Raw genomic sequence first — 24554 nt, 5'->3', positions numbered from 1 at the left:
TCACACGTGCGCATTCCGGTGGCGCGGCGCCGCCTGGGCATGAGGATCCGCACCTCCAAGAGCGGCGAGCCTACGGGCGCTCTCGACTCGAACAAGCACCTTCATCGCCTCACGGAGCAAGGCGGAACGCTCCTCGATCCCCGTCAAAGCAGCAGCCTTGTCAACAAGCTCGTCATCCAGTGTGACCGTCGTGCGCACAGCATCCCCCTACACCAAACAGCACATCATGATGTCGTTCATGATGCTGAGCATCAAGCCAATGGCCGCGGCAGCTCCGACCGATCTCGAGCCGAAATACTACCGATCTCGACGCGAAACTGGACCGATCTCGAGCCGGAAGCGGGCCGATCTCGACGCGGAACTCGACCGATCTCGGCAGCAGCCGCAGCAGCCGGGGCGGCCGTGTCGGGGGCGGCCGTCGCAACCGTTCAGGGGCCCTGGTTATCCTCGGTGGGCCAGCCGTTCTCCGTGCAGCCGCCATCGCGGGTGCGACTCTGCTGCGCCATGGTGGGCGCCTTGAGGCCGGCGCCGGCGCAGTACTCGTGCTCGTGCCCGAGGAAATGCCCGACCTCGTGATTGATCACATAGATGTGATAGGCGTCGAGGCTGGAGAAGGTAGGGCTGCCGTAAGTCCAGCGGTCGGAGTTGAGGACGACGTTCTCCTCGCTGCGGCAGTTCCACATGCTGGCCGTCTCCAGCGGGGAGCACAGCGCATCCGCCGTTGGCGGCGTGGCGATGGACAGGACGAAGTCCGCCGAATCGGGGTCGCTGACCTGCTCGAAGGAGACCCCCTCGGCAGTGCGCCAACCGCGGTCGTCGTTGAGAACGCTCTCGACCGCGGAGGCAGCGGCGGCCGCATCGACATCGGTGCCGTTCTCAGCCCGGAGAACGTAGTGGTAAACCGTGTCGGCACCCGGCCGGGACGGGGCCACCGGGTCGGCGACCGTCCAGGTGTCATCCCCGACGACGTCGCTGTGGGCGAAGCCTTGATCATCAACCCGCGGTGCGGGGGTCTGCGACGGCCCGGTGCCGGCCTCGGCATCCGACTCGGCGGACGCCGGGGCCTCGGCGTCCGCAGCCAGCTCCTGCCCCGGAGTGGACGCGGGGACCGCCTGGTCGCCCGCACCACGGCCGGCCCACATGCGCGCGCCCAGGCCGACGAGCGCGACGACGGCGACGAGAATGACGAGAGCGCGAATTAGCTTCCACGGCTCGGTCAGCACGAGACGACGACGCCGGCGCGCACCTCCGCCAGACATACGGGTGGTGGTGCGAGCTTCTGAATCCGCTGAATCCGTGCGATAGCGGCCGGTCGATGCCGACGACGAGCGGACGGGCCGCCGCGGCGACCGCGAGGACGACGGGCACATGACTTCATAGTAGGCACAGGTCCGCCGCAGGCGACCGCTGCGATGAGCCGTCCCAGCCGCCCTCCTCGTTCACCGAGATCGGTCGAACTCCGCGCCGAAATCGGTCGCATTCCGCCGCGAGATCGGTCGAACTCCGGCCCGAGATCGGTCGTAATCCGCACCGAGATCGGTCCGGTTCCGCAGCGAATCCGTGACATTGCCCCCAGCCCTGTATGAGTGAGAGCTGGGACTCGGGCGGCAGGAAGAATCACAAGCGCACCACCGCCAGCAGACAGAAAGAGCAGCCCCGCATACCGGTCGTACCTCTACTCCGAAGACTGCGCACCGCACGGACCGCCGGGGGCGGACGCCGGCGGTCCGTGCGGGGCCCTACTGGTGGGGAGCCACCCGGTAGGCCCCGATAGGGCTCAGCGCATCGACGGCTCAGGATTGCCGATCCGGTCACTCTCTGACCGCGGTGACGCCGAGACCCGCTGCTGGCCCACCCGGCTCACCGGCTCAGGCGAATCGTTGACGGCGGTCTGCGGCTTCTGCCAACGCCGCCGTCGGCGCCACGCGACAATCGCAAGAACATCAAGAGCCAGGAGGCTGAGCAGCGAAGCCTGCGCGGCGAGCCAGAACAAAATATTGTGAGGCAGCAGCTGCTGCGGATCGAAACCGTGCTCCTCAACGCGATTGACAGCGATCGTATCCGCCACCTCCCACAGCACGTAGAAGCAAACGACACTCATATTGAGCACCACTAGAACGGCAACGATCGCTCCACGCAGTGCGACATCCTGTTGTTCCCCCATTAGTTCCACCCACTCTCAATGAATCCATCATATCTCTTATCGGGGAGCCCTCCGACGCTAGCGTCAGCAGAATCCTTCGCCTGAGCAGCACCAACTGGCTCAACAATTGCGGACAGTGAGAAAATAGTAGCGGCGACTATCGAGATCGGGCCTTTTTTTCGGGCTTTCATCAGGTATTCCTTCCGATGCCGAGTGCACGTGATGGGATCTGATCATTCCGATGGTCGTGGCCTGAATAATAATAATGAATATTCCTCAATACCTCCTCGATGAACCTCCTTCGATTGACGCCAGTTTCACGCTATCGCGAAGTGATAGCGAACACAGGAGCATGTGCTCGACGCCCTCGCGGACGACACGCCCCAGGAGAACGCACCCCTCACCGGGCGCGCACTGATTCAAGCGGGAGCGCGGGAAGCGCGGGAAGCGCGGGGAGCGCGGGAAGTGCAGGGAGCGCGGGGAGCGCGGGGGTAGTAGCCCGCGGCGAGATCTGGTGGATCGACTTCGACGATCCACTCGGCTCAGAACCCGGCTACCTGCGCCCAGCCTTTGCCATCTCCTCTGATCGCTCCAACCGCTCCCGCATAGCCACCGCGACCGTGTCAGCAATCAACGGCAATATGCGCCTCGCCGCCGTACCGGGCAGCATCGGAGCCCGAGCGGGGGAGGTGGGATTGTGAGTATGACGCCCCCATGCCCCCCCCCCGCCGAACAGCTCAGCCGAATAGCTCGGGCAGCGTCGCCTCAGCGCCCTCGCGCAGCTCGGCCAGGTCCAACACCAGAGGCCGCCCGGCCCCGCCATCGGACAGGACGTCCCCACCGGAGACGACCAGCATGTCGCCGCCGGTGGTGCCCAGACGCGCCCAGGCGACGTCCTCGGCCTCGGCCGCGGCAACGACGGCCTCCACGGCCCACTCGGGCACCGCCACCAGTGCGCGCGCCCCGGACTCGGAGAACAGGGCCGTGAAATCGTCCACGTCGTCGCGCCCCTGAAGCTGAGTCAGGTCGATGCTGGCCCCCACCCCGTGCCGCAGGACGGCGTCCACCAGGGTCTGAATGAGCCCCCCGGCGGAGCAGTCGTGGGCGGCGCGCACGAGCCGCCCGCCATCGGGCGCATCCGGTCCGTCGGCTTCGCTCAGGGCCACCAGTACGCGCCCGAGCGCCATCTCGGCCTCCAGGTCCACGCGCGGGGGCTGGCCGCCGAGGTGGTCGTGGACGACGCGCGCCCAGGCCGAGCCGTCGAGCTCATCGCGGGTCTCCCCCAGGGCGACGATCGCCAGCCCCTCCTCGAACCAGCCCGACGGGTTGGCGCGGCGCACGTCCTCCATGACGCCGAGGACCCCGACGACGGGCGTGGGGTTGATGGAGGAGTCGATCCTGCCCTTGACCTTCCCGTGTGAGTTGTACAGGGAGACGTTGCCGCCGGTGACGGGCACACCCATGGTCTTGCAGGCGTCGGCCAGGCCGGTGATGGCCTCGACGAGCTGCCACATGGCGTCGGGGTCCTCCGGCGAGCCGAAGTTGAGGCAATCGGTGACGGCCAGGGGCCGGGCGCCCACGGTGCACACGTTTCGGTAGGACTCGGCCAGCGCCTGGGCGGCACCGGCGGCCGGGTCGAGCTTGGTGAAGCGCCCGTTGGCGTCGGTGGCGATGGCCACGCCGCGGCCGGTCTCCTCATCCACGCGGATGACGCCGGCGTCGTCGGGCTGGGCCAGGGCAGTCCCCCCGCGCACGAAGCGGTCGTACTGGTCGGTGACCCATGCGGGCGAGGCCTGGTTGGGATTGGCGACGACGGCGCGCACCTGCTCATCGAGCCCGGCGGCGGTGCCGGGCCGCTCCAGTGAGGCCGTGGTGTCCTCGTTGAGGGCGTCCTGCCAGGCGGGGCGGGCGTAGGAGCGCTCGTAGGTGGGGCCCTCGTGGGCCACGGTGCGCGGGTCGACGTCGACGATCCGCTCCCCGAAGTGGTCGATGGTCAGGCGCCCCGAGCCGTTGACCTCCCCGATGACGGCGGCCTCGACGTCCCACGTGTCGATGACCTCCATGAAGGCGTCCAGCTTGTCGGGGGCGACGACGGCCATCATGCGCTCCTGGGACTCGCTCATGAGGATCTCGCCGGCCGTCAGCGAGGGGTCGCGCAGGAGGACGTTCTCGAGGTCCACGTGCATGCCGCCGTCGCCGTTGGAGGCGAGCTCGCTGGTGGCGCAGGAGATGCCGGCCGCCCCCAGGTCCTGGATGCCGAGCACGAGATCGCCCGCGAACAGGTCCAGGCAGCACTCGATGAGGACCTTCTCCATGAAGGGGTCGCCCACTTGGACGCTCGGCCGCTTGGCGGGCATGCCGTCCTCGAAGGACTCCGAGGCCAGGATGGAGGCCCCGCCGATGCCGTCCCCGCCGGTGCGCGCGCCGAAGAGCACCACCTTGTTGCCCGTCCCGCTCGCGTTGGCCAGGTGGATGTCGTCGTGGCGCAGCACGCCCACGCACAGGGCATTGACCAGCGGATTCTCCTGGTAGGACGGGTCGAACTCGGTCTCGCCGCCGATGTTGGGCAGGCCCAGGCAGTTGCCGTAGCCGCCCACTCCGGCCACGACGCCGTGGACCACGCGAGCGGTGTCCGGGTGCTCGGGCGCGCCGAAGCGCAGCTGGTCCATGACGGCCACGGGCCGCGCGCCCATGGAGATGATGTCGCGCACGATCCCGCCCACACCGGTGGCAGCGCCCTGGTAGGGCTCGACATAACTGGGGTGGTTGTGGGACTCGACCTTGTAGGTGACCGCCCAGCCGTCCCCGATGTCGACGACGCCGGCGTTCTCACCCATGCCCACCAGCAGGTGCTCACGCATCTCGGGGGTCGTCTTCTCCCCGAACTGGCGCAGGTGGATCTTGGAGGACTTGTAGGAGCAGTGCTCGGACCACATGACGGAGTACATGGCGAGTTCGGCGCTGGTGGGACGACGACCCAGCAAGCTCTTGATGGAGGCGTACTCGTCGTCCTTGAGCCCGAGCTCGGCATAGGGCATCTCACGCTCGGGGGTGGCGGCGGCGTCGGCGACGGTATCTGGATGCTCGACGGGCCGGGGCCGGCCGGCGCTACCTGTGCTGCCAGCACTGTCGGCAGAGCTCGCGGATGTCGTGGGCGCGGTGGGCTCGACGGCCATGGATGCTCCTGAGTGGGTGCGGAGTGGGACCATGCGCGAGGATACCCGGGCCGAGGACGCGGGGCACCGTCGGCCAGGCACGACTCATCCGGCGAGCATGGCGCAGACGGCGCAGACGGCATAGAGGCCACAGACGGCGCGGGCGCCCCGGGCACCCCGGGCACCCCGAAACACAGCAATGGCGCGCACCCGCGCAGGCATTCCGCTGCGGGCACGCGCCATTACCATCGAATTATCACCGGCCAGGCCCGTGGGGCTCGGCAATCCCAGAGAGCCAGGCCAGGGGCCGACAACAACATCTTGCTTGCTGGGATTAATGAGCTTACTGGAGCGAGCCGTCCTTGTTGACGAGGATCATGATGAACTCGACGAGGGCCCAGATGCTGTTCACGATGGCAATCAGCCACACGAGGAGCATCCCGCCGGCGAAGCCACCGGCCTGGGAGTCAGAAATCTGGCGACCAGAAGCTGCAGCGTCCATCGCCGTATTCATCGTCGTGGCAACGAAAACGATCGACAAGATAATGACCGCGGCCGCAAGCACAATGTGCCCGACCGCGCGGCCCTTCTGGCCGAGGTAGAAGTTGTGGGCGCCAATTCCGCCGAGGAAGAAGGCCAGCAGCGCTGCGGTTACCTTGGACTTGGGGGCGACGCCGGTGCCGTATCCGGGCTGGCCGTAGCCGGCGTTGGGGTAACCGGGCTGCTGACCGGGATCGGGGTATCCGGGCTGGCCGTAAGGGGATGGGGTGCTCATTCAGGTCCTCCAGTGATAGCGGGCCTCGGGAGTCGGCCCTGGGATGTCACTGCATCATTACTCCTCAAAGCACTCAACGCAAACATCGGTCGCCCTCCCCTGAGGGCAGATGTGGGCGAAGTCCTCAGATCACGCGACACACCACACTCGAAAGTGCCTCGCATCACACGCATGTGGTGCAGGATCAGCTCATGAGAAGTATCGACGTAGCCCCCCTGCCCATCCTGGAGCTCGAGAGCCACCTGGACGAGGTGGCCGGCCACCGCCTCAAGGGTAGCGTGGATGCCGCCCGCCTCCTGCTCGAAGGGCGCACCGTGTGGACGGTGACGCCGTCGACCACGGCGGGCGCCGGGCCCGCGGAGACGATCGGCCCCCTGGTGGGCTACGCACTCGGCCTGGGCGTGGACGCGCGCTGGCTCACCCTGGACGCACCCGCGGACTTCGAGCGCGTGGCGGCGCGCCTGCACGCGGGCATCCACGGCGACCGAGGCGACGGCGGCAAACTCGGCGACAAGCAGCGGGACCTCTACGAGCACGTGCTGTCGTCGAATGCCGACAACGTCGTCGATGAGGTCCGCGAGGGCGATGTCGTCATCCTCCACGACCCGCCCACCGCCGGCCTGGCGAAAGCCTTCCGACGCGCCGGCGCCACCGTCATCTGGCGCTGCCACCTGGGGGGAGGCCAGGGAGGCGAGGAGGCCGAGCGCGCCTGGGCCTTCCTCGATCGGTACCTGGAGGACGTCGACCTGGTGGTCGTCTCCCGCGAGGAGTACCGCCCGCCCTTCATCGAGCCGGAGCGCTGCACCGTCGTCAAGCCCTCGATCAACCCCGACTCCCCCAAGAACCGGGTCCTGGACCTGGACGAGGCCTGGTCCGTGGCGCGCCTGGCGGGGATCTTCGCCGGCGAGCCGCCCTTCGATGCGATCCCCTTCGTGCACGAGGACGGCCGCCCCGACGCGATCCGGCAGATGCCCTCCCTGGCCGGCGCGGGACTGCCGGTCCCGACGGGGGTGCGCACGATCGTGCAGGTGGGGCGCTGGGATCGGCTCAAGGGAGCCAAGGAGCTCATCGACGCCTTCGTCTCGAATCTCGACGCCCTGCCCGACGATGCGCATCTGCTGATCGTCGGCCCGGACCCCGACCCGGGCCGCGACGACGACTCGGCAGAGGTCCTCGGCGAGGTGCTCGACCGCTGGGACCTCCTGCCGGACTCGGTGGCGGGCCGGGTCCACATAGCGGCGGTGCCCACGCACGACCGGGAGATCAATGCGACGGTGGTCAACGCCGTCCAGCGCGTCGCCGACGTCGTCACCCAGCGCTCGCTCGTGGAGGCCTTCGGCCTGCCCGTGGCGGAGGCGATGTGGAAGAAGGCGGCCGTGGTGGCCTCCGCGGTCGGAGGCATCCAGGACCAGATCGCAGACGGCGTCGACGGCGCCCTGGTCGATCCGACCGATGCGCGCGCATGGGCCGAGTCCGCCGCCGACCTGCTGCGCTTCCCACAGAGGGCGCGCGAGATGGGAACGGCCGCGCACGAGTCCGTGCGACGCGAATTCCTGCCCGACCGCCACCTGTGCGAAGTCGTCGGCGCCATCGATCGAGCCCTGGAGCTCCGCAAGGACTAGACGGTCCTCGCCGATTGGTTGATGCCGCGCCACGGGGCGGCTGAATGTGCGGGGCTGCGCTGCGGAGTCTGACGATCGCGGCGGACGGGAGAGGCTCCCCTCACAGCCCACTCGAGCCCGCCCGACACCCTGACGAGATGGACATTTTGGGATGAGACCGACGGTGGCACCGTCGGTCTCATCCCAAAATGTCCATCTCGACGCATGAAGAGAAACCTCCGTCGATACTGCCGCCTCGACGACGAGACCGTTATCCACACGTTGTATCCACAGGCTTGTGCACATTGAACGCCGAGCGGCATCGCCACGCAGCTGTCGCCACTGACACTCGATGGACAGACACATAAACCACAGTGGGTGACTTTCCAATCGACCAGCGCGCCACTCCGCATCCCTCTAACTCGCAATGCCACCGCCGTCAAATCGTTGGTAGTATGCGCCGATCCGCTTGTCGGACGTAACGAGGCGAGAGAAAATCCGCTCCACAGCGCGCTTTTGCTGTTATCCAATCGTGATCTTCGGCGACTCTGCGTCAGCACACCGGCACCTCCGTCGTTCGCCGACGGCAAAGGCGTCTCTCCCCCGTTGTCCACAGTTACCCACAGCCCCGGAAGGTTCTCCACAAGGTAGGGGGCGCCATTCACAGTCATAGGCGCACCTGGCGGCAACACACCCTGACGCACGAGGGGAACGCCCGCCCCACGCGGACTGATGCCGCCCACGGACAGCACACCCCAACGCACGGGGGCGCACAGGCCCCGCAGACGTCAGGAGGCGTCGGCCTCAGCAGACCTCGGGCGTCAGGCGCCCACCAGCGAGCTGATGGCGGACTGGAAGAGCCGTAGGCCGTCCACGCCGGTGCGCGGACCCGCGGCGGAGTCGGGCCCGAAACCGGGCTCGACGGCGTGCTCGGGGTGCGGCATGAGCCCGACGACGTTTCCGCGCTCATTGCGCACACCGGCTATGTCGCGGGCGGATCCGTTGGGGTTCCAGCCGACGTACCGGAAGACGACAAGGCCCTCGCCCTCGAGGCGGTCGAGCTCCTGGGGGGCGGCGATGAAGTTGCCCTCCATGTTCTTGAGCGGAACGGTGATCGCCTCGCCCTCCTCGAACAGGCCGGTCCAGGCCGTCGTCGTCGATTCGACGCGCAGGCGCTGCTCGCGGCAGACGAACTTCTGGTGGTCGTTGCGCAGGAGCGCTCCGGGCAGCAGGTGCGCCTCGGCCAGAATCTGGAAGCCGTTGCAGATGCCGAGTACGGGCATGCCCTTGCCCGCCGCCTCCACCACCTCGTTCATGACGGGGGCGAATCGGGCGATGGCGCCGCAGCGCAGATAGTCGCCGTAGGAGAAGCCCCCGGGGACGACCACGGCATCGACGCCCTTGAGGTCGGCGTCCTTGTGCCACAGGGCCACGGGCTCGGCGCCGGCCAGATGCACGGCGCGAGCGGCGTCGACGTCGTCGAGAGTGCCGGGGAAGGTGATGACGCCGATGCGAGTCATCGGGTCTCCTCATCGGCGCGCACGGAGACGACGTCCTCGATGATCGGGTTGGACAGGAGCGTCGAGGCGGCCTCGGCGGCAGCGGCGAGGTGGGCATCGGTGACCGGGCCGTCGACGGTCAGCTCGAAACGACGGCCCTGGCGCACGCCGGTGAACTGATCGAATCCGAGGCGCGGGAGACTCCCCACGACTGCCTTGCCCTGGGGGTCAAGGATCTCCGGCTTGGGCATGACCTCGACGACGATGCGTCCCATCGGTCCTCCTGGATACGGGGTGGAGAGTGCGGGGTGGAGAGCGTCCGGAACGCAGAATACCCGGTAGGCCGGCGCTGCGTCCGAGCAGCCCCGTCCGCCGGGATGGCCGGCCGCACTCCGGTATCCGGGACAGCGCGCCCGCGCTCCGCCAGGGGCGCTCCCCGTCCGTCAGGCGTACCCGAGCCAGTCGCCGGCCAGGCGCATGGCCAGGACACCCCCGATCGCCAGAGACACCGTGCCCAGCAGCCACACCGGGCCGAGCGCTAGGGCGAGAATCGCGCACACGACTGCCGCCGCAAGCATGAATCCGCCGACGGCGCCGGCCACGCCCGCGGGAGCGTGCACGGACTGGTCGAGGGTCGAGCTGCCCATGATCGGCTTCGGCCCGGAGTCCAGCGCCACCCGCGGCGAATCCGGGCCGCTCGAACCGCCCGACCCGCTCAGGCTGCCCGGCCCTCCCCGGCCGTCCTGGCGGCCCCGCCCCCGGCCCTCGCGCTCGGCGTGCTCGACGTGTTCAGCGGCGGGCAGTGACTGGCGTGCTGCGGCGTCATCGGAAGCGGCCAGAAGGCGTCGGGTATCGGTGACGTCGACCGTCCCCACGGTCAGGCCGGCGGCCGCGTCCAGGACGGTCGGCGTCCAGCGTTCGGCCTCTCCGCGCACCGCGGTGCCGCCGGCCCATGCCAGGTACCCGGCGGCGGAGACGAGTCCCGCCCCCATCAGGACCACGACGAGCCATGGCGGGATCCACAGGCGTCCGGCCTCGGCGTTGGTCGCCAGATTCATCGCCGACCAGGTCGCCAGGGCCAGCCCGATCAGGGCGAAGGCGATCCCCGCCAGGCGCTGTCGCCGCACGGCCACCGGCCAGGGGGTTCTCGCCCGCTGCCCCGGCGTCGGCCCGCCTGCCGCGGCACCGCGCCCCACTCCCCAGTCGACGGGGCCGCGCTCGGACGGCGGGCGCCGGTCCCGGCCCAGTGGCGGCGTCATGAGAGCACCTGCCGCAGAATGGAGGCCATCCCCAGCGCCACCAGGAGGAATCCGAAAGATCCGGCCAACAGCTGCGCCACGCGGGCGAGGGCCTCCCCCGTCGTCGTCCCGGCCAGGCGCTCGTCCGCCGCCCGTCCGATCGCGGTGGCCGCTAACGCGGCCGAGAACGGGCCGGAGGCGGTATCGAGAGCGGTCAGCTCTCGTCGGCCGGTGGATTCCGGGATGGCGATGTCGGTGCCGGGGACTGTCAAAGGGACGGCGAGGTCGCGCCCGGGAGGCGCCGCCCCCTGTTGCTCGACGGAGGCGGCCCGCCCGTCCTCAGCGCTGCCGCGGGCGCGGCGCCGGGCCACGCGCGCACGATTGCGCTCCAGCCGCAGGCGGGGCGCATTGACGACGAGGGAGCGAGCCGGCACGCGCAGCGTGGCGAGCAGGCCCCCGCCGACCAGCACCAGCGCGAGGCCTCCCAGGATGCCGGAGACTCCATGGGCGCCGAGCGCTGCTGCGATGGCCGCCGCAAGCGCCAACACGATGACCAGAGCAGCGACGACGAGGAGGACGACGAACCCCGGACCGGGGCGGAAAGCCCGCGCAATCTTCGGTTGCGAGGCGGTCTGGCCCATCTGATCCGCGGAGCCGGGAGAGACCATCGGAGCCTCACACCGCCAGCGGTGTACCGGTCAAGTGCTCGTACGCCTCCAGATAGCGGGCCCGGGTGCGCTCGACGACGTCTGCGGGCAGGGCGGGCGGCTCCTGTCCCGAGGAGCGGTCCCAGCCGGAGGCGGGCGAGGTGAGCCAGTCGCGCACGTACTGCTTATCGAAGGAGGGGGTGACTCGCCCGGGTGTCCACTGGTCGGCGGGCCAGAAGCGAGAGGAATCCGGGGTCAGGACCTCATCGCCCAGAACGAGTTCGCCGTCCGGGCCGGCGCCGAACTCGAACTTGGTGTCGGCCAGGATGATGCCGCGCTCGCGCGCGATGTCGGCGGCCCGCGAGTACAGGTCAAGGGTGGCGTCCCGCAGCGAGGCCGCTGCCTGAGGGCCGACCATGTCGGCGACCCGTTCGAAGGAGACGTTCTCGTCATGGTCGCCGAGTGCGGCCTTCGCGGCGGGGGTGAAGATCGGATCCGCGAGCCTTGACGCCTCCCTGAGTCCTCCCAGCAGGGGGATGCCGCACACGGACTGGTTCTCGCGGTATTCGACCAGGCCCGAACCGGTGAGGTAGCCGCGGGCCACGCACTCGACGGGGTACATGGTCAGGCGACGGCACACCATCGCGCGGCCGGCAACAGCTGCGGGGACGTCGAGACTGACGAGGTGGTTGGGGATGATGTCGGCGAGCTGCTCGAACCACCAGGCGCTCAGGGCCGTGAGCACCTTGCCCTTGTCCGGGATAGGAGTGGCCAGGATGTGGTCGTAGGCGCTGATGCGGTCCGAGGCGACGACGAGGAGAACGTTCTGCCCGGCCCAGGGACCATCGGGAGCGGGAATGTAGGCATCGCGGACCTTGCCGCTGGAGTGGTGCATCCAGCCGGGGATCTCGGGGGCCGGGGGCAGGGCGGAAGCGGTCATGCATCCATCTTGCCACCGGGCGCGGGAGCTCGCCCCACTGCGAGCAGGATTAGACCGGCGCCAATAATGGGACGACGCATATCACGCGCGTCATGCTCCCATCGCATGATCACGCCAGTCCGCAATATGACCCGTCCTCAGTACTGCCGCAGAGACACCATCAATTCGAATACCCTTCTTCCAGACATATACAAAGAAGCTGAACAGCGTTTTCTGAAGAATCAGCTACCTCCGGAGGAGCGATCAACCTGAACCTTCGGAAGCGGATGCTTCAACGCGCCTTCCACGAGATCTCTCAGCCCGATACGTAGATCAGTCTTATGATTTTCTGCCCGCCTGCACCTCTTGCCGAACAGGCAGCGATACCACGGCGGCGAAGAAACACGTCGCTCGACATATAGCTCGTTGGCGGCAACCAAGTTCGCGACCACAGCCAGGTCTCTCCAATCTACTTCACTTTCGATGGGATCGAACTCCTCGAACAACTCAACATTGCGATCGCACTTCTCCAAGACGACCCGACGAAAATGAGAAAGATGGAAGGCTGGCCTCCGAGCCCTTACAGTATTCCACACCAGGACGCCCCAGACCAACGGCACGACCACAGTCAGGATGAATTGTATCGCCAAGATCCAAGGCCACCATCCTGACGCTGATAGAAGATTCACACCAGCTGCATAGAAAGTCATCACCAGAGAGCCTTCAGTAAGCTCCCACACAAGAATCCACAGCACTACCAAGAAACCCGACATCCGCAAACTGGGAACCGACCCGCCTCCGCGATATCCATCAACAGCAGCTGAGAAAATCTGACCACGAAGGCATTCAGAAAATAGAGAATTAGCGAGGGTCAAAATTCCCGCGAGAACGAAAAGTAATACGATCCCCCCGCGCCCCCATATCGCACCGGCAAGCAGACCAACCACAATAAAGCCAAACCCAGGGAGAGCCACAAGAGCAAACTGAGCCAACGATCTCCACGAGAACCACGACTCCAGGCCGAGAATTCTTTTAAATGCGTCAGTAGCGCCGCATAGTTTTCCTCGATCCGAATGAGGGTCGCCACGAACCCGCTTGCGCTCATACACGCCTTCCCGCTGCGAAATTCCGAACTCGACAGGAAGCGAGTACGCATAGCTTTCGATCCTGGCGACACGCTGTAAAGCATAGGCGTAGCCACTAATTCCCACATTTTCACTGCCACTGACGACCGCCGGCAGGGACGCTACGACGATATAGAAGATTACGAGGAAGATCATTAGAATCGCGCTGTCGTCGCGAACCCCCTTCTTCCACAGGTAGTAGCCGTTCGCAATGACGGCCTCTCCGCAGGCGACAGCCAAGATGACCAGAAGGACACGTGTGACCTTTTCGCGATGAGCCTCGTCAATGACTCTCCTCAACCACGGCCCCCAATGCCGGTCCTGCTCTGGGATCTCACGATGGACCCACGCCCGCATCGCCAGGGTCAGAGCCAGGGCGGCGAATCCCGAGACGAATGCCACCAGCGAGGCAGTATAATTATTCACAGGGAAATTGCCACCCTTGGCTACCTTCAAAAACTTTTCCATCGAGAACTCGTCCGGCGTTTTCAGGGAATCCCCAAAACCGAAGCGGATCCATACGTAGAGGAAAGCGCACAGCAGCACCATGACCGAGATCCAGCCGATATTAAAGGAGACGCGAGCCTCTTTTCTCGGCGCCACTTCTCGCCCCATGAACGGACGCATCTCGCTCTTCGCCCCACCATGGGGCTCGCCCTCGTTATTGCCCACTTCCGTGTCGCACATGCATCCACCATAACGCCGGCACCGAAATTCTTCTCACGGCCAGCGCATGCGTGACGGTCAGAATCGCTCGAGAAATACCTTGACGATCCCCAAGGAGACACTGAGACGCGGCTAGCCCGAGCAGCCTCACCGCACCAGATCCGGAGCGCCGAGCGAGTTGGGCGGAGAGATCTTCGCGGCTTACCGTCGGCGCTGTTCCGGCGCGACCACCTCCCGGCTCAGTGCTCGGCGGCGATGTCGGTGCGGTACTGGGCGCCGTCGAGGTTGATCCGCTCGATCGCCTCATAGGCGCGAGCGCGGGCCTCCGCCACGCTCGGCGCGAGCGCCACCACGGACAGCACGCGCCCGCCGGAGGCGATCAGGTGGCCGTCGTCGTCGAGGCCGGTGCCGGCATGCAGGACGTGAACGTCGGGCAGGGCCTCGGCCTCCTCAATGCCGGTAATGCTCCCGCCGGTGGTCACGGTGCCGGGGTAGCCGGGGGCGGCCAGGACGACGTCGACGGCGGCCTGCTCGGACCATGTCGGTTCGGGCGCCTCGGTGAGACGCCCGGTGGCGGCGCTGTGGAGCAGGTCGGGCAGGGAGGAGGTCAGGCGCGCCAGGACGGCCTGGGTCTCAGGGTCGCCGAAGCGCACATTGAACTCGACCACGCGCAGGCCGTTGCCGGTCAGTGCCAGCCCGCAGTAGAGCAGGCCGATAAAGGCGGTGCCGCGCCGGGCCATCTCATCGACGACGGGCTGGGCGATGTCGCGCACGACCTGCTCGGCCAGATCCTCGGGAGCCCAGGTCAGCGGCGAGTATGCGCCCATGCCGCCGGTGTTGGGGCCGGCGTCGCCGTCGGCCAGGCGCTTGAAGTCCTGGGCGGGGGCCAGCGGGCGGGCGGTGGCGCCGTCGCACACGCAGAACATGGAGGCCTCCGGGCCGTCGAGGTATTCCTCGACGAGGACGGCGCTCTCGGGCGCATCGGGCTGCAGCTGCTCCCGCTCCTTGGCCAGGCAGGCCATGCCGTGGTCCATGGCGGCGGCACGGTCGGAGGTGACGACCACGCCCTTGCCGGCGGCCAAGCCGTCGTCCTTGACCACGTATGGCGCTCCGAAGCGATCAAGGGCCGCCGACAGCTCCTCCTCCGTGGTGCACGCGACCGCCTCGGCGGTGGGCACGCCCGCGGCCGCCATGACGTCCTTGGCGAAGGCCTTGGAGCCCTCGAGGCGGGCGGCCTCGGCTCCGGGGCCGAAGACGGGGATGCCGGCCTCGCGCACAGCGTCGGCCACGCCCGCCACGAGCGGGGCCTCCGGGCCGACGACGACGAGGTCGGCATCCATCTGTGTGGCGAGCTCGACGACCTCCACGGGACTGGCCGGGTCGATGGCGAGATTGGTGGCGATCGCAGCGGTCCCCGGGTTACCGGGAGCGACGACGAGTTCACTGGTGGCTGGGGCGGAGGCGAGGCAACGAGCCAAGGCGTGCTCTCGCGCGCCTGCACCGAGAAGCAAGATCTTCACGTCTCAACCCTACCGGGATGTCCCTCTACGTGCGCTCTCAGCAGTTTTGCACGTTTCATGCAGCGACCTCACCGAGATCGGTCGAGTTCCGCGCTGAGATCGGTCAATCTCCGGCTCGAGATCGGTCGTACTTCGCACCGAAATCGGTTCAGTGGCGGGCCGGATTCGGCTGGCGAACATGATTCTCGACGACATACGCTCACTGCCACCCATGCTGGAAAGCACACTAAACGTCTATCACTCACTCCAGCGCACTGCGCATATGCCACGCATCTGCAGGATTGAGCAGTCGGATTATCTTCCCCGGTTCCGAAACCGCTCCTCCACTTCCGCAAAAGGTGACTCCGAAATCTTGTTCAAGCCGCCTTCGCAGATTCTTATCCAGAGCATCCTGCGTCAATGCAGGAGAACCCCACTCTGCGGGAACTTTTATTTCTGCACAAAGATCCCACCACTTCGTAAAGCATCGCCGCCACCATCTCCTAGACCTTAAACGACCCCCTCTCCCGCCAACTCTATGGATGATCGCAGATTCAGGAGCAAGGACACTAGCTATCGCCTCCATATCCTCAAGATAGCCAGAGTATTTAGACTGAACGTACGCCGATCCCGCCAGTTCAGAACTTTCCTTATACTCCTCAATAAGGTCATCGATTGCTTTTGTGTAGTACATTCTACCAAGTCTATGAAGTATCGGTACGCGCCACCAGAATATCGTAAACAACAAGAACAGAAGAACCCAATAAACACTCCCGAAGAAGACTCCAAACGCCTCTCCGATAGTAATATATTCGTCTCGCCAGAAAGCCCAAGAAAGACACCCAAAAGAAATGAGCACAATAGCGTCAAAGACCAAAATTAAGCCTAAGCAAAAAGTGCGAAGATAATCTTCACGGACGGCGCTACTCACAAACGCAAAGGTCCAGTATATGACCGCACCCGCAAGGGCCCCCATTACTAGCAATAAGGTGATCAGAAGCAGCAATGTCAATGAACCCCACTTCTCCCACATCAGGATTCCCCAGGAGAGCACCGTAGGCAACGTACACGCCACCCAAAGATATACCAGCCACCCAAACTTTTTCCACTTTGACATGGCAACCTTGTCTCGCGCATATTGAAACACTTCAATTCTCCTCCGAGGCAAGCAGGTGACAGATTTCACGAGGCTCGCATATCCACTCAAAGTCTCGTTACCACTTACTCGCACAATCGAAGGAAGTACCGCGATCGCAATAAAGACAGCAACCAGAGCAGCTCCAATGATGGAATCGCCACCGACTAGCCCACCGGCGCTCATCTGACCGAGAATGCTAGCCTAATACGAGAAAAAAGGCCTCCAGTAACCATCGCCAGAATAATCATGATGAACGCGGTAGCCGTCTCTCGTCGAGCGTCTTCAAGAACCCTGCTCAACCAGATACGAAGCTGGATTGGCTCTCCGTCCTCTGGACGTCCGAACTTTTTCCAAGATATCACCACGAGCGCCACATCCACACTCGCTACGATTGCTTGCACGCTAAGTACAGAGTTCCTGAAATTATGATCGGCTATTTGTTTAATGAAAGCTGCTACTCCTCCCGAGTTTAAGCCATCTTTACCGTAGGCAACTAGGGTGCCGATCATAACGAAGCTTATAAACACAGATAAAGAGGAAAGTAAGGCTATACGAAACATTTTCGCCGGCGATGCGACTACGGGCTTCGTCTCTGAATATGTTCTATATTCACTGTGATTCTCATTCTGCCGCATGTCATCTATCTTCAGATGATCTTCTTGAGAATCGCCTCTTCTAACTACAGGCTCACATGATTGCCTCTCGCCACATGAATGCATAGACGCAGTCTGGCAATAGGGGCACGAACAACGATCGGAATGTGTCATCTCCAGGGAATCATGTGACATATGAACACTATACCGCACGTCCTGAGAAAGTCTAGAGTGCTTGATGCTTCTCGGGCGGCGTCAGAGAAAATGCGTTCAAAAGCGAGTTGAGATTGACTCATGGTGGCGCGGAGTTTCAGTAGCGAGTTCAAGGAACGAGTGGTCTTCAAGGCGATCTGGAAGGACTAGCCCACCGCGGCACTCGCGAAGTCCTACGCCTTGCCCCTGACGTGCTACTACCTGAAAATAGCCAGTTCAAGATATGATGTCCGGATAGGACCGGAATCATTGAAATCCGTACAGCAAAGAAAAGAATGGCCGCGCGCTAATGCCCCGCAGAAGAGAGGAGACCATCTTTCATTCGGACCAGGGTCCGCCAGTAAAATTCCGAATGGCCCCACAATTGAATACAGCATCCGCTTCCACTGACAAGACGGGGCATGCTCGGATAAAACCTGGACAGAGTCGTCCACCCTTACCCTGAAGAATAAAATACGAGAGCCAATCGGATAGTGGTACCCCAACTCGGGGTAAGGAGATCCGGGATATTACCTCCTGGATCGAACTGGAATACGGTCGCATACGTCTCTGCTCAGCCCTGAGGTACCGCAGCCCCATCAAGATTGAACAGGAACACCGCCTCGCAGAACAAGCAGCCTGGAACCAAGCTTTCACCCCTATCCACATAGCATCAAGCGACCCACTGTCCAAAAAATGCTCAACAGACCACTCACTCGAACCTATGTACGCTTACCAGGCTCCACAAGACCGCTCTGCATCAGGAATCAGTAGTGTTTTCCACAGGCCCTTCGAGGTGGCCGACCATGAAAAAGAGCGACACGCATCATGACATGCATGAGCGTCATAGACGATGAAATTCTTGCCTGCGTGCGCGGCTGCTATGGAGCAGTCCGAGTGCGAGACCTCAACCTCACCCGCACCGAAAGGCGACATCTCAAGCGCCTCGTGGAAGCCGGCGAGCTGGCGGCCCACCCGCACGGCGTGGTGAGTCTGCCGCGGACAGACCCTCCCGTGGTCCTGGCCCGCATCCACGGCGGCGTCATCACCTGTCAACAGGCAGCCGAATACTACGGTTACCCGCATCCCGAGCGCGGTCAGCACGTCCACCTCGCCGTTCCGCACCGCGAGGGCTTCGCGCCCATCAGCCGGGAGACACTGCACGTCGAGCGATCGCTGGAGCTGCCGACACCGACCGAATATCCTGTCGCACCTATCGCACTCGCGCTTGCACGCTACCTGCGCTGCAGCCGGAGCACGGCCGCGCCGCTCATGGCTTGCGACGCCGCGCTTCGCCAGGAGCACATCTTGGCAGCCGACGTCAACGCGCTGCTGCGCGGTCCTGATTCGAAACTCGCCCTCGAGCGTCTTGCGCTCGCCAGCCCTCGAGCCCGCTCCCCGTTGGAGACGCTCGCGCGTCTTCAGCTGCACGAAGCAGGAGTTCCCTTCGAAGACGGCGTGATGATCCCGCATGTGGGGGAGGTCGATATCGTCGCGAACGGATGGCTGGTTCTGGAGCTCGACGGCTACACCTACCACGAGGACGAATTCCAATTCGGGCTTGATCGTCGCCGCGATCGCGAGCTGATCCGTCAGGGCTACCGCGTAGCCCGATTCACCCGTCAGGATGTCAAGGCGAGGCGAATCGCCCTGGAGGTGCCAGAGCTTCTGCACGCCCGGAGCCGCCTCGCAGGGCTCAACATGTCCAAAACCGGGACAAATAGCGCTTTCGTACGCTGAACCGCGATTAGAAACCGCTTCATTCCAACGTTTTACCTCGCAGTATTCGGCGGCGCATCGTTGTTTGTCCCGATCTGTGACACAACGGCCCGGACGGGGACCGATGAGGGCCGGAAAGTCGACTCGAGATAGACGACGGCGCCCAGTCGCCGCAGGGGCAACCGGGCGCCGTTATCGGCTCGCGGCCCGAGGCTCGGGCCGGCCCGATCAGGCGGTCAGCCGGATCGGAGAGCCAGCCCTCATGGGCTCAGGCCTATCAGGCCTTCTTGGCCTCGGCGATCCGCTCGCGGAACGTGGCAAGCTGGTCCTTGATGGCCTGGGGGAGCTTGTCGCCGAACTGGGCGAAGTACTCCTCGGTCCCGTCCATCTCGGCAGCCCAGGCCTCGGGATCGATGTCGTACATCTTGGCCCACTCGTCCTCGCCCAGGTCGAGGCCCTCGAGGTTGAATTCCTCGAACTTGGGGTAGCGGCCGGTCACGCCGTCCACGGCGTCGGCCTCACCGGCGGCACGGCGCACGATCCAGTCAAGCACGCGGGAGTTCTCGCCGTAGCCGGGCCAGATGAACTTGCCATCCTCGTCCTTGCGGAACCAGTTGACCTGGTAGACCTTGGGGAACTTGTCGCCCAGCTCGTCCTGCATCTCCAGCCAGTGGGCCCAGTAGTCGGCCATGTGGTAGCCGCAGAAGGGCAGCATGGCCATGGGGTCGTGGCGCAGCGAACCGACCTTGGCATCCAGGGCGGCGGCGGTGACCTCGGAGGCCACGGAGGCGCCGATGAACACGCCGTGGGCGTTCTCGTACTGCTCGGCCACGAGCGGCACGTTGGTGGCGCGGCGGCCGCCGAAGAGGATCGCATCGACGGCCACGCCCTCGGGCGCCTCCCAGTCGGGGCAGATGATCGGGCACTGCGACGCCGGGGTGGTGAAGCGGCTGTTGGGGTGGGCGGCCTTCTTGCCCTCGGCAGCGTCGGCCGGGGTGTAGTCGTTGCCCTGCCAGTCGATGAGGTGCTCGGGCAGCGGGGCGTCGATGCCCTCCCACCACACGTCGCCGTCGTCGGTCAGGGCGACGTTGGTGAAGATGGTGTTGGACTTCATGGTGTCCATGGCCATCGGGTTGGTGTCGTAGGAGGTGCCGGGGGCGACGCCGAAGAAGCCGGCCTCGGGGTTGATGGCGCGCAGGCGGCCGTCGGGGCCGGGGCGCATCCAGGCGATGTCGTCACCGATGGTCTCGACCTTGTAGCCCGGGATGGTGGGCTGGAGCATGGCGAGGTTGGTCTTGCCGCAGGCGGACGGGAAGGCGGCGGTGACGTGGTACTGCTTGCCGGTCTTCTCATCGGTCAGGCGCAGGATGAGCATGTGCTCGGCCATCCAGCCGTCGCGGCGGGCCATCGTGGAGGCGATGCGCAGCGCGTAACACTTCTTGCCCAGCAGCGCGTTGCCGCCGTAACCCGAGCCGTAGGACCAGATCTCGTTGGTCTCGGGGAAGTGGGTGATGTACTTCTCGTCGTTGCAGGGCCAGGCGGTGTCCTTCTCGCCCTCGGCCAGCGGCGCGCCCACGGAGTGGACGGCCGGTACCCACGGGCGGCCCTCGTTGATCAGGTCCATGGCGGCGGCGCCCATGCGGGTCATGATGCGCATGTTGACCACGACGTAGGGCGAGTCCGTGATCTCAATGCCCAACTGGGAGATCGGACCGCCCAGCGGGCCCATGGAGAAGGGGATGACGTACATCGTGCGGCCCTTGTAGGTGCCGTCGAACTTCTCGTGGAGGATCTTCTTCATCTCCGCCGGGTCGTACCAGTTGTTGGTCGGGCCGGCGTCCTCCTCCTTCTCGGAGCAGATGAAGGTGCGGGACTCGACACGGGCGACGTCGCTGGGCAGCGAACGGGCGAGGAAGGAGTTGGGCCGCTTGTCCGGGTTGAGGCGGGTGAACATGCCCGACTCGACCATCTCGGAGGTCAGGCGGTCCCACTCCTCCTCGGAGCCATCGCAGAAGTAGACGTTCTCGGGCTTACCGAGCTCGGCGAGGCGGACGGCGAACTCGATGACGTCCTCGGGGGCGTTGGCCGGTGCGGCCGCGCGCACATCCTTCTCAGACACAGTCATGTAAGTCCCTCTCCTTGGCTTGTGACTCATGCTGTCGCCTCCAATCCTCTCCCAACGGCCCATCCCCGGTCACGCCCCTTAGGTCCCACCGATGTCACATTCACCACATCCGCCACATCCGCCCCGTGTTTCCGGACACATCTGGCTCCTCATGGTTCGGTGTGGCGTCATATGGCGTCACGTGTAGCGTCGCTGGTGTGAAGATCCGACGCCGCACCGCCCAGATCGCCGCCCTGGTCGCGACCGCGTCGCTCGGCCTGTCCGCCTGCACCGCCAACATGGACATGACCATCGACGCCTCCGACACCTACGACGCCACTCTCGTCATGCGCGACACGACCGGTTCGCTGCTGACCGAGGACACCGATTGCCAAGACTACGCGGATCCGTCTCTCGTGGGCGCCTCGGAGGGCGCCGACGTCACATCCACCCGCATCGGCTCGGCCGACGACGAGGAGGGGGTCGGCTGCGAGGTCAAGGTTACGGCCGTCAAGATCCCCGACGCCGATGAGGCCGAGGCCGCCGGCACCGTCCCGCTCGTCTCGCGCGACGGCGACCGCTACATCGTCACTCTCGCCCCCATCGATACCGGCGCCGGGGACCCCGATGGCGCCGCCTCCACATCCGAGCCGATCGGCACCGACGCCCACCTGTCGGTCACCTTCCCGGGCGCGGTCATCGACGCCGGCGGCGGGAGCATCTCGGGGCGCACCGCCACCTGGGACGGCGCCGACAGTCTCGTCAACGGTGTCACCGCGTCGGGCTACGCGACGCCGAACGAGGGATTGAGCTTCATCGACCGCTTCGGGCTGTGGATCGCCGGGCTCGTGGCGGTTGCGGTGCTCGCCGGACTCGCGGTGGGCGCGGCGATCATCCTGCGCCGACGCCGACGCCGAGATCGGTCGTAATCCGCACCGAGATCGGTCGCACTCCGCGTCGAGATCGGTCCACTTCCGCACCGAGATCGGTCCTGGCGCAGGCATTCCGAAGCCCGCGCGAACGGTTTCGGGTGGCTCGTCCATGAACTGCCCATAAACTTCCCCGGCTCACCGGGCTCCTTGCGAGCCCGCCGATCCGTATCGTTTGCGCCATGATGTTGCTGCATATCATCGTCCTCATGGTCGTCCTCTGCGTGATCGCCATCGGAGGCGGCATCGCGTTTGCCTTCATATCGAGATCCCGCAAGAAGGAATCCGGATCAGGCGCTTCGGCGGGCCAATCGGCGCCGAATACCGTTCACCCTGATCAGTAGTTAATCCGGGCAGAAGCCGGTCAGCAGTCGGGCAGCATCGACAGCGGCACAGCCGGCGCTGAAGCACTGCCGGCGCCCACCCACGCCCACCCGCAGCGCTGCGGCGACCACCCAGGATCAGCGGCGCCTGACAGGGGGCCTCCGAGGCGGCGAGCCACTGAATCACCGAATCGCCTATCATCTACTCATCTACAGCGATTCCGCCCTCTTGTTCATAGGCTCACCGACATGCGTCCTCCCCTCCTCACCAGTCTGCACCGCCTCGCAGCCGTCACGACCCTCGCCATGGTCGCCATCGGGGCAGTCGGATTCTCACCCGCGGCCCGCGCGAAGACTCCTTCGCAAACCTCTTACACCGTCTCCATCGAGGTCACCAAGAGCAGCATCGTCAATGCGCATGGAACAGCCGAGGCCGACTATATGGATTCGTCATATTGCGACGCCGATCTTATCGCCACTAATTTCGACTCCAGTGTCGACGTGCAGGCCGACCTGGACTCCGCGAACAAGGTATGCACGTTTAGCATCACCAATATGAGCATCACTCAGTTCAACGACTATTTCAATGGCAATATCGAGCACGATAACGGCTCCTTCACTTATACATCAGATCCTTTCGCATACGACAGCGTCGAAGTCTCGGTAACCTTCCCGGGCAAGGTCTCACGGGTCTCCGGCGATGGCACTCGTTCGGGGAATACCGCCACATGGAAGCACGTCGAGAGAGAGACCGGGAGCCTCGAGGCCACGGGCAAGGACTCTCCGGGACTGCCCTGGCTATGGATCACCATCGGCGTCATCGCTGTCATCCTCATCGGAGGCGGCGTCATACTCGCCATTGCACTGACGACCCGGCAGAAGAAGCGATCACTCGAACCATTCGGCACCGGCACGGTCGGCCCTTACAGCCACCCTCAGATGCACCCCCAGATGCCCCAGCCCGGATACGCCCAACCGGCTCACCCCGGTTTCCCACAGCCGGGTGTGCAGGGCCCGCCACAGCCAGGCCCACAGCAACCCGGCTACACCCAGCCGGGCGCACCACAACAGCCCGGCCCGCCGAACCAGCCTTGGCCGGGACAGCAGTCCTCCCCTGGCGCCCCCTACTGAACGCTGAGGCTGAATTGAAGCGGAGAGCTCGCTATACGACGGTCGCGCAGGCGGAGGATAGATGGGGCACTTCAGCCCATCCCTAAAAATCGCGACCGGCCATAATGTACGAAGGCATGAAGGTCTCTCATCGCCTCCGCAGGCTCACGACGACCGTGGCCGCAGCCCTCATCGCCGTCGCTCTTCTCGGCACCGCCGCCCCATCCCCCAGACCCAACGGACCCTCGCCCACTCCCACGAGGCCCACATTCAATCCATCGCCATCTCCATCTCAGGCACCCTCTATTATCGGTTCTTTCAACCAGGGAGAGATCTCCACGTTCATCTCCATCGAGATCGCCGAGGACGGTACTATCGACGCCTCAGTTGAAGCCACGTACCACCTCTCGACCACAGTGCACTGCGATGCCGACACATTCAAGAAGAACTTCACCTCGGATGTCAATATCAGTACGGGCGATAAAAACACGACTCATACGAGCGGAAAAAAGACACATCGCACAGATACTCAAACCTGTACGGCCACCATCGAAGGAATGACGCCGGAGCAATTCGAGAACGAGTTCCATGGCGGAAGGGTGGAGCACAATGACGGCACTATCACGTACAACTACCCCATCCCTAAATATATTCACAACCTGGACATCTCGGTAACTTTCCCCGGAAAGGCCACGCAAGCGTCCGGGAATGGAACGCTTTCCGCACGTACCGCCACATGGGAGCACGTCGAAACGGAGAATGTCGCGCTCAAGGCCAGGGGCGCCGAGAGTGCTGCGGCTCCCACAGGCATCGGCGCCCCTTCATCCCTCCAGACCATCACGCTCGGCGCACTGGCAGTGCTCGCAGTCGCAGGCGCGACATTCTCCTACATGCTCGTCATGCGCAGGAAGAAGGATGCGCCGTCCACCGACACCGCACCGGCGACCATGTACGAGCCGCCGGAACGCATCCAGCCCCACCAGTCAGAAGCGCAGCCGACAGACGACGCTCAGCCCGATGGCCCCTCGGAGCGGACCACTCGCGACTGAACGCGGGCGCTCCCGCGCATGCTCCACCACCCCCTCAACCCCTCGCAGATCGCCCGCAGATACGGCCACACGGAGACGGCAAGCAATCCGGCCATGCTACAAACCTCCTGCCTCCATCCCGTAGACTGCGG

At 65.0% G+C, this 24554-nt stretch carries 21 protein-coding genes; 6 read left to right on the top strand and 15 right to left on the bottom strand.

What is annotated here, in order from left to right; all coding sequences use genetic code 11:
• The 3 genes from W5W_RS0104455 to W5W_RS0104445 form a co-directional block, all read right to left on the bottom strand.
• Nucleotides 1-198, bottom strand: a complete 198-nt coding sequence (locus tag W5W_RS0104455; RefSeq protein WP_008730551.1) for a type II toxin-antitoxin system VapB family antitoxin — start codon at nt 196-198, stop codon at nt 1-3.
• Nucleotides 199-428: 230 nt separating this feature from the next.
• Complete coding sequence (locus W5W_RS0104450; protein WP_238533249.1) at nt 429-1259, bottom strand: DUF3152 domain-containing protein; 831 nt, start codon at nt 1257-1259, stop codon at nt 429-431.
• Nucleotides 1260-1777: 518 nt separating this feature from the next.
• Complete coding sequence (locus tag W5W_RS0104445; RefSeq protein ID WP_050980340.1) at nt 1778-2164, bottom strand: hypothetical protein; 387 nt, start codon at nt 2162-2164, stop codon at nt 1778-1780.
• A gap of 269 nt (nt 2165-2433) precedes the next feature.
• Between W5W_RS0104445 and W5W_RS16920 the strand changes: the two genes are divergently transcribed.
• Entirely contained in the window at nt 2434-2844 is a 411-nt protein-coding gene (locus tag W5W_RS16920; RefSeq protein WP_081486199.1) for a type II toxin-antitoxin system PemK/MazF family toxin, read from the top strand.
• 36 nt (nt 2845-2880) lie between these two features.
• Here W5W_RS16920 and purL read toward each other — a convergent pair whose 3' ends face one another.
• Together purL and W5W_RS0104435 are read right to left on the bottom strand one after the other, a co-directional pair.
• A complete protein-coding gene (gene purL / locus W5W_RS0104440) occupies nt 2881-5319 on the bottom strand; it encodes a phosphoribosylformylglycinamidine synthase subunit PurL (RefSeq protein ID WP_017194504.1) in 2439 nt (812 codons plus the stop codon).
• 322 nt (nt 5320-5641) lie between these two features.
• Nucleotides 5642-6073: a TM2 domain-containing protein gene (locus W5W_RS0104435; protein WP_017194503.1), complete on the bottom strand. Its 432-nt coding sequence runs from the start codon at nt 6071-6073 to the stop codon at nt 5642-5644.
• Nucleotides 6074-6264: 191 nt separating this feature from the next.
• Between W5W_RS0104435 and W5W_RS0104430 the strand changes: the two genes are divergently transcribed.
• On the top strand, nt 6265-7695 hold the full coding sequence (locus tag W5W_RS0104430) for a glycosyltransferase (RefSeq protein ID WP_017194502.1): 1431 nt from the start codon (nt 6265-6267) through the stop codon (nt 7693-7695).
• Between the two features lie 800 nt (nt 7696-8495).
• Here W5W_RS0104430 and purQ read toward each other — a convergent pair.
• The 9 genes from purQ to W5W_RS16030 form a co-directional block, all read right to left on the bottom strand.
• Nucleotides 8496-9194 carry a phosphoribosylformylglycinamidine synthase subunit PurQ gene (gene purQ, locus W5W_RS0104425; protein WP_017194501.1) on the bottom strand — a complete coding sequence of 233 codons (699 nt, stop codon included), beginning with the start codon at nt 9192-9194 and terminating at the stop codon, nt 8496-8498.
• Complete coding sequence (locus tag W5W_RS0104420; protein ID WP_008730563.1) at nt 9191-9448, bottom strand: phosphoribosylformylglycinamidine synthase subunit PurS; 258 nt, start codon at nt 9446-9448, stop codon at nt 9191-9193. The genes purQ and W5W_RS0104420 overlap by 4 nt, the downstream gene beginning before the upstream one ends.
• Before the next feature lie 168 nt (nt 9449-9616).
• Nucleotides 9617-10432: a hypothetical protein gene (locus tag W5W_RS0104415; protein WP_029574072.1), complete on the bottom strand. Its 816-nt coding sequence runs from the start codon at nt 10430-10432 to the stop codon at nt 9617-9619.
• The gene (locus W5W_RS0104410; RefSeq protein ID WP_017194499.1) at nt 10429-11079 is read right to left on the bottom strand and encodes a hypothetical protein; all 651 of its coding nucleotides are present in this window, start codon (nt 11077-11079) and stop codon (nt 10429-10431) included. The genes W5W_RS0104415 and W5W_RS0104410 overlap by 4 nt, the downstream gene beginning before the upstream one ends.
• A gap of 7 nt (nt 11080-11086) precedes the next feature.
• Nucleotides 11087-11998: a phosphoribosylaminoimidazolesuccinocarboxamide synthase gene (locus tag W5W_RS0104405; RefSeq protein ID WP_017194498.1), complete on the bottom strand. Its 912-nt coding sequence runs from the start codon at nt 11996-11998 to the stop codon at nt 11087-11089.
• 221 nt (nt 11999-12219) lie between these two features.
• Nucleotides 12220-13788, bottom strand: coding sequence for a hypothetical protein (locus W5W_RS0104400; RefSeq protein WP_017194497.1), 1569 nt, complete (start codon nt 13786-13788; stop codon nt 12220-12222).
• A gap of 218 nt (nt 13789-14006) precedes the next feature.
• On the bottom strand, nt 14007-15287 hold the full coding sequence (gene purD, locus W5W_RS0104395; RefSeq protein WP_017194496.1) for a phosphoribosylamine--glycine ligase: 1281 nt from the start codon (nt 15285-15287) through the stop codon (nt 14007-14009).
• 241 nt (nt 15288-15528) lie between these two features.
• On the bottom strand, nt 15529-16587 hold the full coding sequence (locus tag W5W_RS16035; RefSeq protein WP_154650244.1) for a hypothetical protein: 1059 nt from the start codon (nt 16585-16587) through the stop codon (nt 15529-15531).
• Nucleotides 16584-16913, bottom strand: coding sequence for a hypothetical protein (locus tag W5W_RS16030; protein ID WP_154650243.1), 330 nt, complete (start codon nt 16911-16913; stop codon nt 16584-16586). Before W5W_RS16030 ends, W5W_RS16035 begins: the two co-directional genes overlap by 4 nt.
• Nucleotides 16914-18026: 1113 nt before the next feature.
• Between W5W_RS16030 and W5W_RS0104390 the strand changes: the two genes are divergently transcribed.
• Nucleotides 18027-18929 (top strand): DUF559 domain-containing protein, encoded by a 903-nt coding sequence (locus tag W5W_RS0104390; RefSeq protein ID WP_238533248.1) that lies wholly within the window; start codon nt 18027-18029, stop codon nt 18927-18929.
• 256 nt (nt 18930-19185) lie between these two features.
• Here W5W_RS0104390 and W5W_RS0104385 read toward each other — a convergent pair whose 3' ends face one another.
• Entirely contained in the window at nt 19186-21033 is a 1848-nt protein-coding gene (locus tag W5W_RS0104385; protein WP_017194494.1) for a phosphoenolpyruvate carboxykinase (GTP), read from the bottom strand.
• Between the two features lie 197 nt (nt 21034-21230).
• On the opposite strand from W5W_RS0104385, the gene W5W_RS0104380 reads away from it, so the two are divergent.
• The 3 genes from W5W_RS0104380 to W5W_RS0104365 all read left to right on the top strand — a co-directional run bounded on the left by W5W_RS0104380 (nt 21231) and on the right by W5W_RS0104365 (nt 24423).
• Nucleotides 21231-21941 (top strand): LppM family (lipo)protein, encoded by a 711-nt coding sequence (locus W5W_RS0104380; protein WP_008729768.1) that lies wholly within the window; start codon nt 21231-21233, stop codon nt 21939-21941.
• A gap of 572 nt (nt 21942-22513) precedes the next feature.
• Entirely contained in the window at nt 22514-23395 is an 882-nt protein-coding gene (locus W5W_RS0104370; protein WP_017194493.1) for an LppM family (lipo)protein, read from the top strand.
• 155 nt (nt 23396-23550) lie between these two features.
• Nucleotides 23551-24423, top strand: coding sequence for a hypothetical protein (locus W5W_RS0104365; protein WP_238533247.1), 873 nt, complete (start codon nt 23551-23553; stop codon nt 24421-24423).
• Nucleotides 24424-24554: the final 131 nt, after the last annotated feature.

Source organism: Actinomyces massiliensis 4401292 (assembly GCF_000269805.1).
Taxonomy (GTDB): Bacteria; Actinomycetota; Actinomycetes; order Actinomycetales; family Actinomycetaceae; genus Actinomyces; species Actinomyces massiliensis.
The sequence above is the reverse complement of the archived record's forward strand: the minus strand, read 5'-3'. Positions and strand labels throughout refer to the sequence as shown.

Excerpts from the sequence above, each read along its gene's own strand:
- W5W_RS0104450 (WP_238533249.1), bottom strand. The coding sequence starts at position 1,259 with ATGTCTGGCGGAGGTGCGCGCCGGCGTCGTCGTCTCGTGCTGACCGAG.
- W5W_RS0104445 (WP_050980340.1), bottom strand. The coding sequence starts at position 2,164 with ATGGGGGAACAACAGGATGTCGCACTGCGTGGAGCGATCGTTGCCGTT.
- W5W_RS16920 (WP_081486199.1), top strand. The coding sequence starts at position 2,434 with ATGAACCTCCTTCGATTGACGCCAGTTTCACGCTATCGCGAAGTGATA.
- purL (WP_017194504.1), bottom strand. The coding sequence starts at position 5,319 with ATGGCCGTCGAGCCCACCGCGCCCACGACATCCGCGAGCTCTGCCGAC.
- W5W_RS0104435 (WP_017194503.1), bottom strand. The coding sequence starts at position 6,073 with ATGAGCACCCCATCCCCTTACGGCCAGCCCGGATACCCCGATCCCGGT.
- W5W_RS0104430 (WP_017194502.1), top strand. The coding sequence starts at position 6,265 with ATGAGAAGTATCGACGTAGCCCCCCTGCCCATCCTGGAGCTCGAGAGC.
- purQ (WP_017194501.1), bottom strand. The coding sequence starts at position 9,194 with ATGACTCGCATCGGCGTCATCACCTTCCCCGGCACTCTCGACGACGTC.
- W5W_RS0104420 (WP_008730563.1), bottom strand. The coding sequence starts at position 9,448 with ATGGGACGCATCGTCGTCGAGGTCATGCCCAAGCCGGAGATCCTTGAC.
- W5W_RS0104415 (WP_029574072.1), bottom strand. The coding sequence starts at position 10,432 with ATGACGCCGCCACTGGGCCGGGACCGGCGCCCGCCGTCCGAGCGCGGC.
- W5W_RS0104410 (WP_017194499.1), bottom strand. The coding sequence starts at position 11,079 with ATGGTCTCTCCCGGCTCCGCGGATCAGATGGGCCAGACCGCCTCGCAA.
- W5W_RS0104405 (WP_017194498.1), bottom strand. The coding sequence starts at position 11,998 with ATGACCGCTTCCGCCCTGCCCCCGGCCCCCGAGATCCCCGGCTGGATG.
- W5W_RS0104400 (WP_017194497.1), bottom strand. The coding sequence starts at position 13,788 with ATGTGCGACACGGAAGTGGGCAATAACGAGGGCGAGCCCCATGGTGGG.
- W5W_RS16035 (WP_154650244.1), bottom strand. The coding sequence starts at position 16,587 with ATGAGCGCCGGTGGGCTAGTCGGTGGCGATTCCATCATTGGAGCTGCT.
- W5W_RS16030 (WP_154650243.1), bottom strand. The coding sequence starts at position 16,913 with ATGATCGGCACCCTAGTTGCCTACGGTAAAGATGGCTTAAACTCGGGA.
- W5W_RS0104390 (WP_238533248.1), top strand. The coding sequence starts at position 18,027 with ATGAGCGTCATAGACGATGAAATTCTTGCCTGCGTGCGCGGCTGCTAT.
- W5W_RS0104385 (WP_017194494.1), bottom strand. The coding sequence starts at position 21,033 with ATGACTGTGTCTGAGAAGGATGTGCGCGCGGCCGCACCGGCCAACGCC.
- W5W_RS0104370 (WP_017194493.1), top strand. The coding sequence starts at position 22,514 with ATGCGTCCTCCCCTCCTCACCAGTCTGCACCGCCTCGCAGCCGTCACG.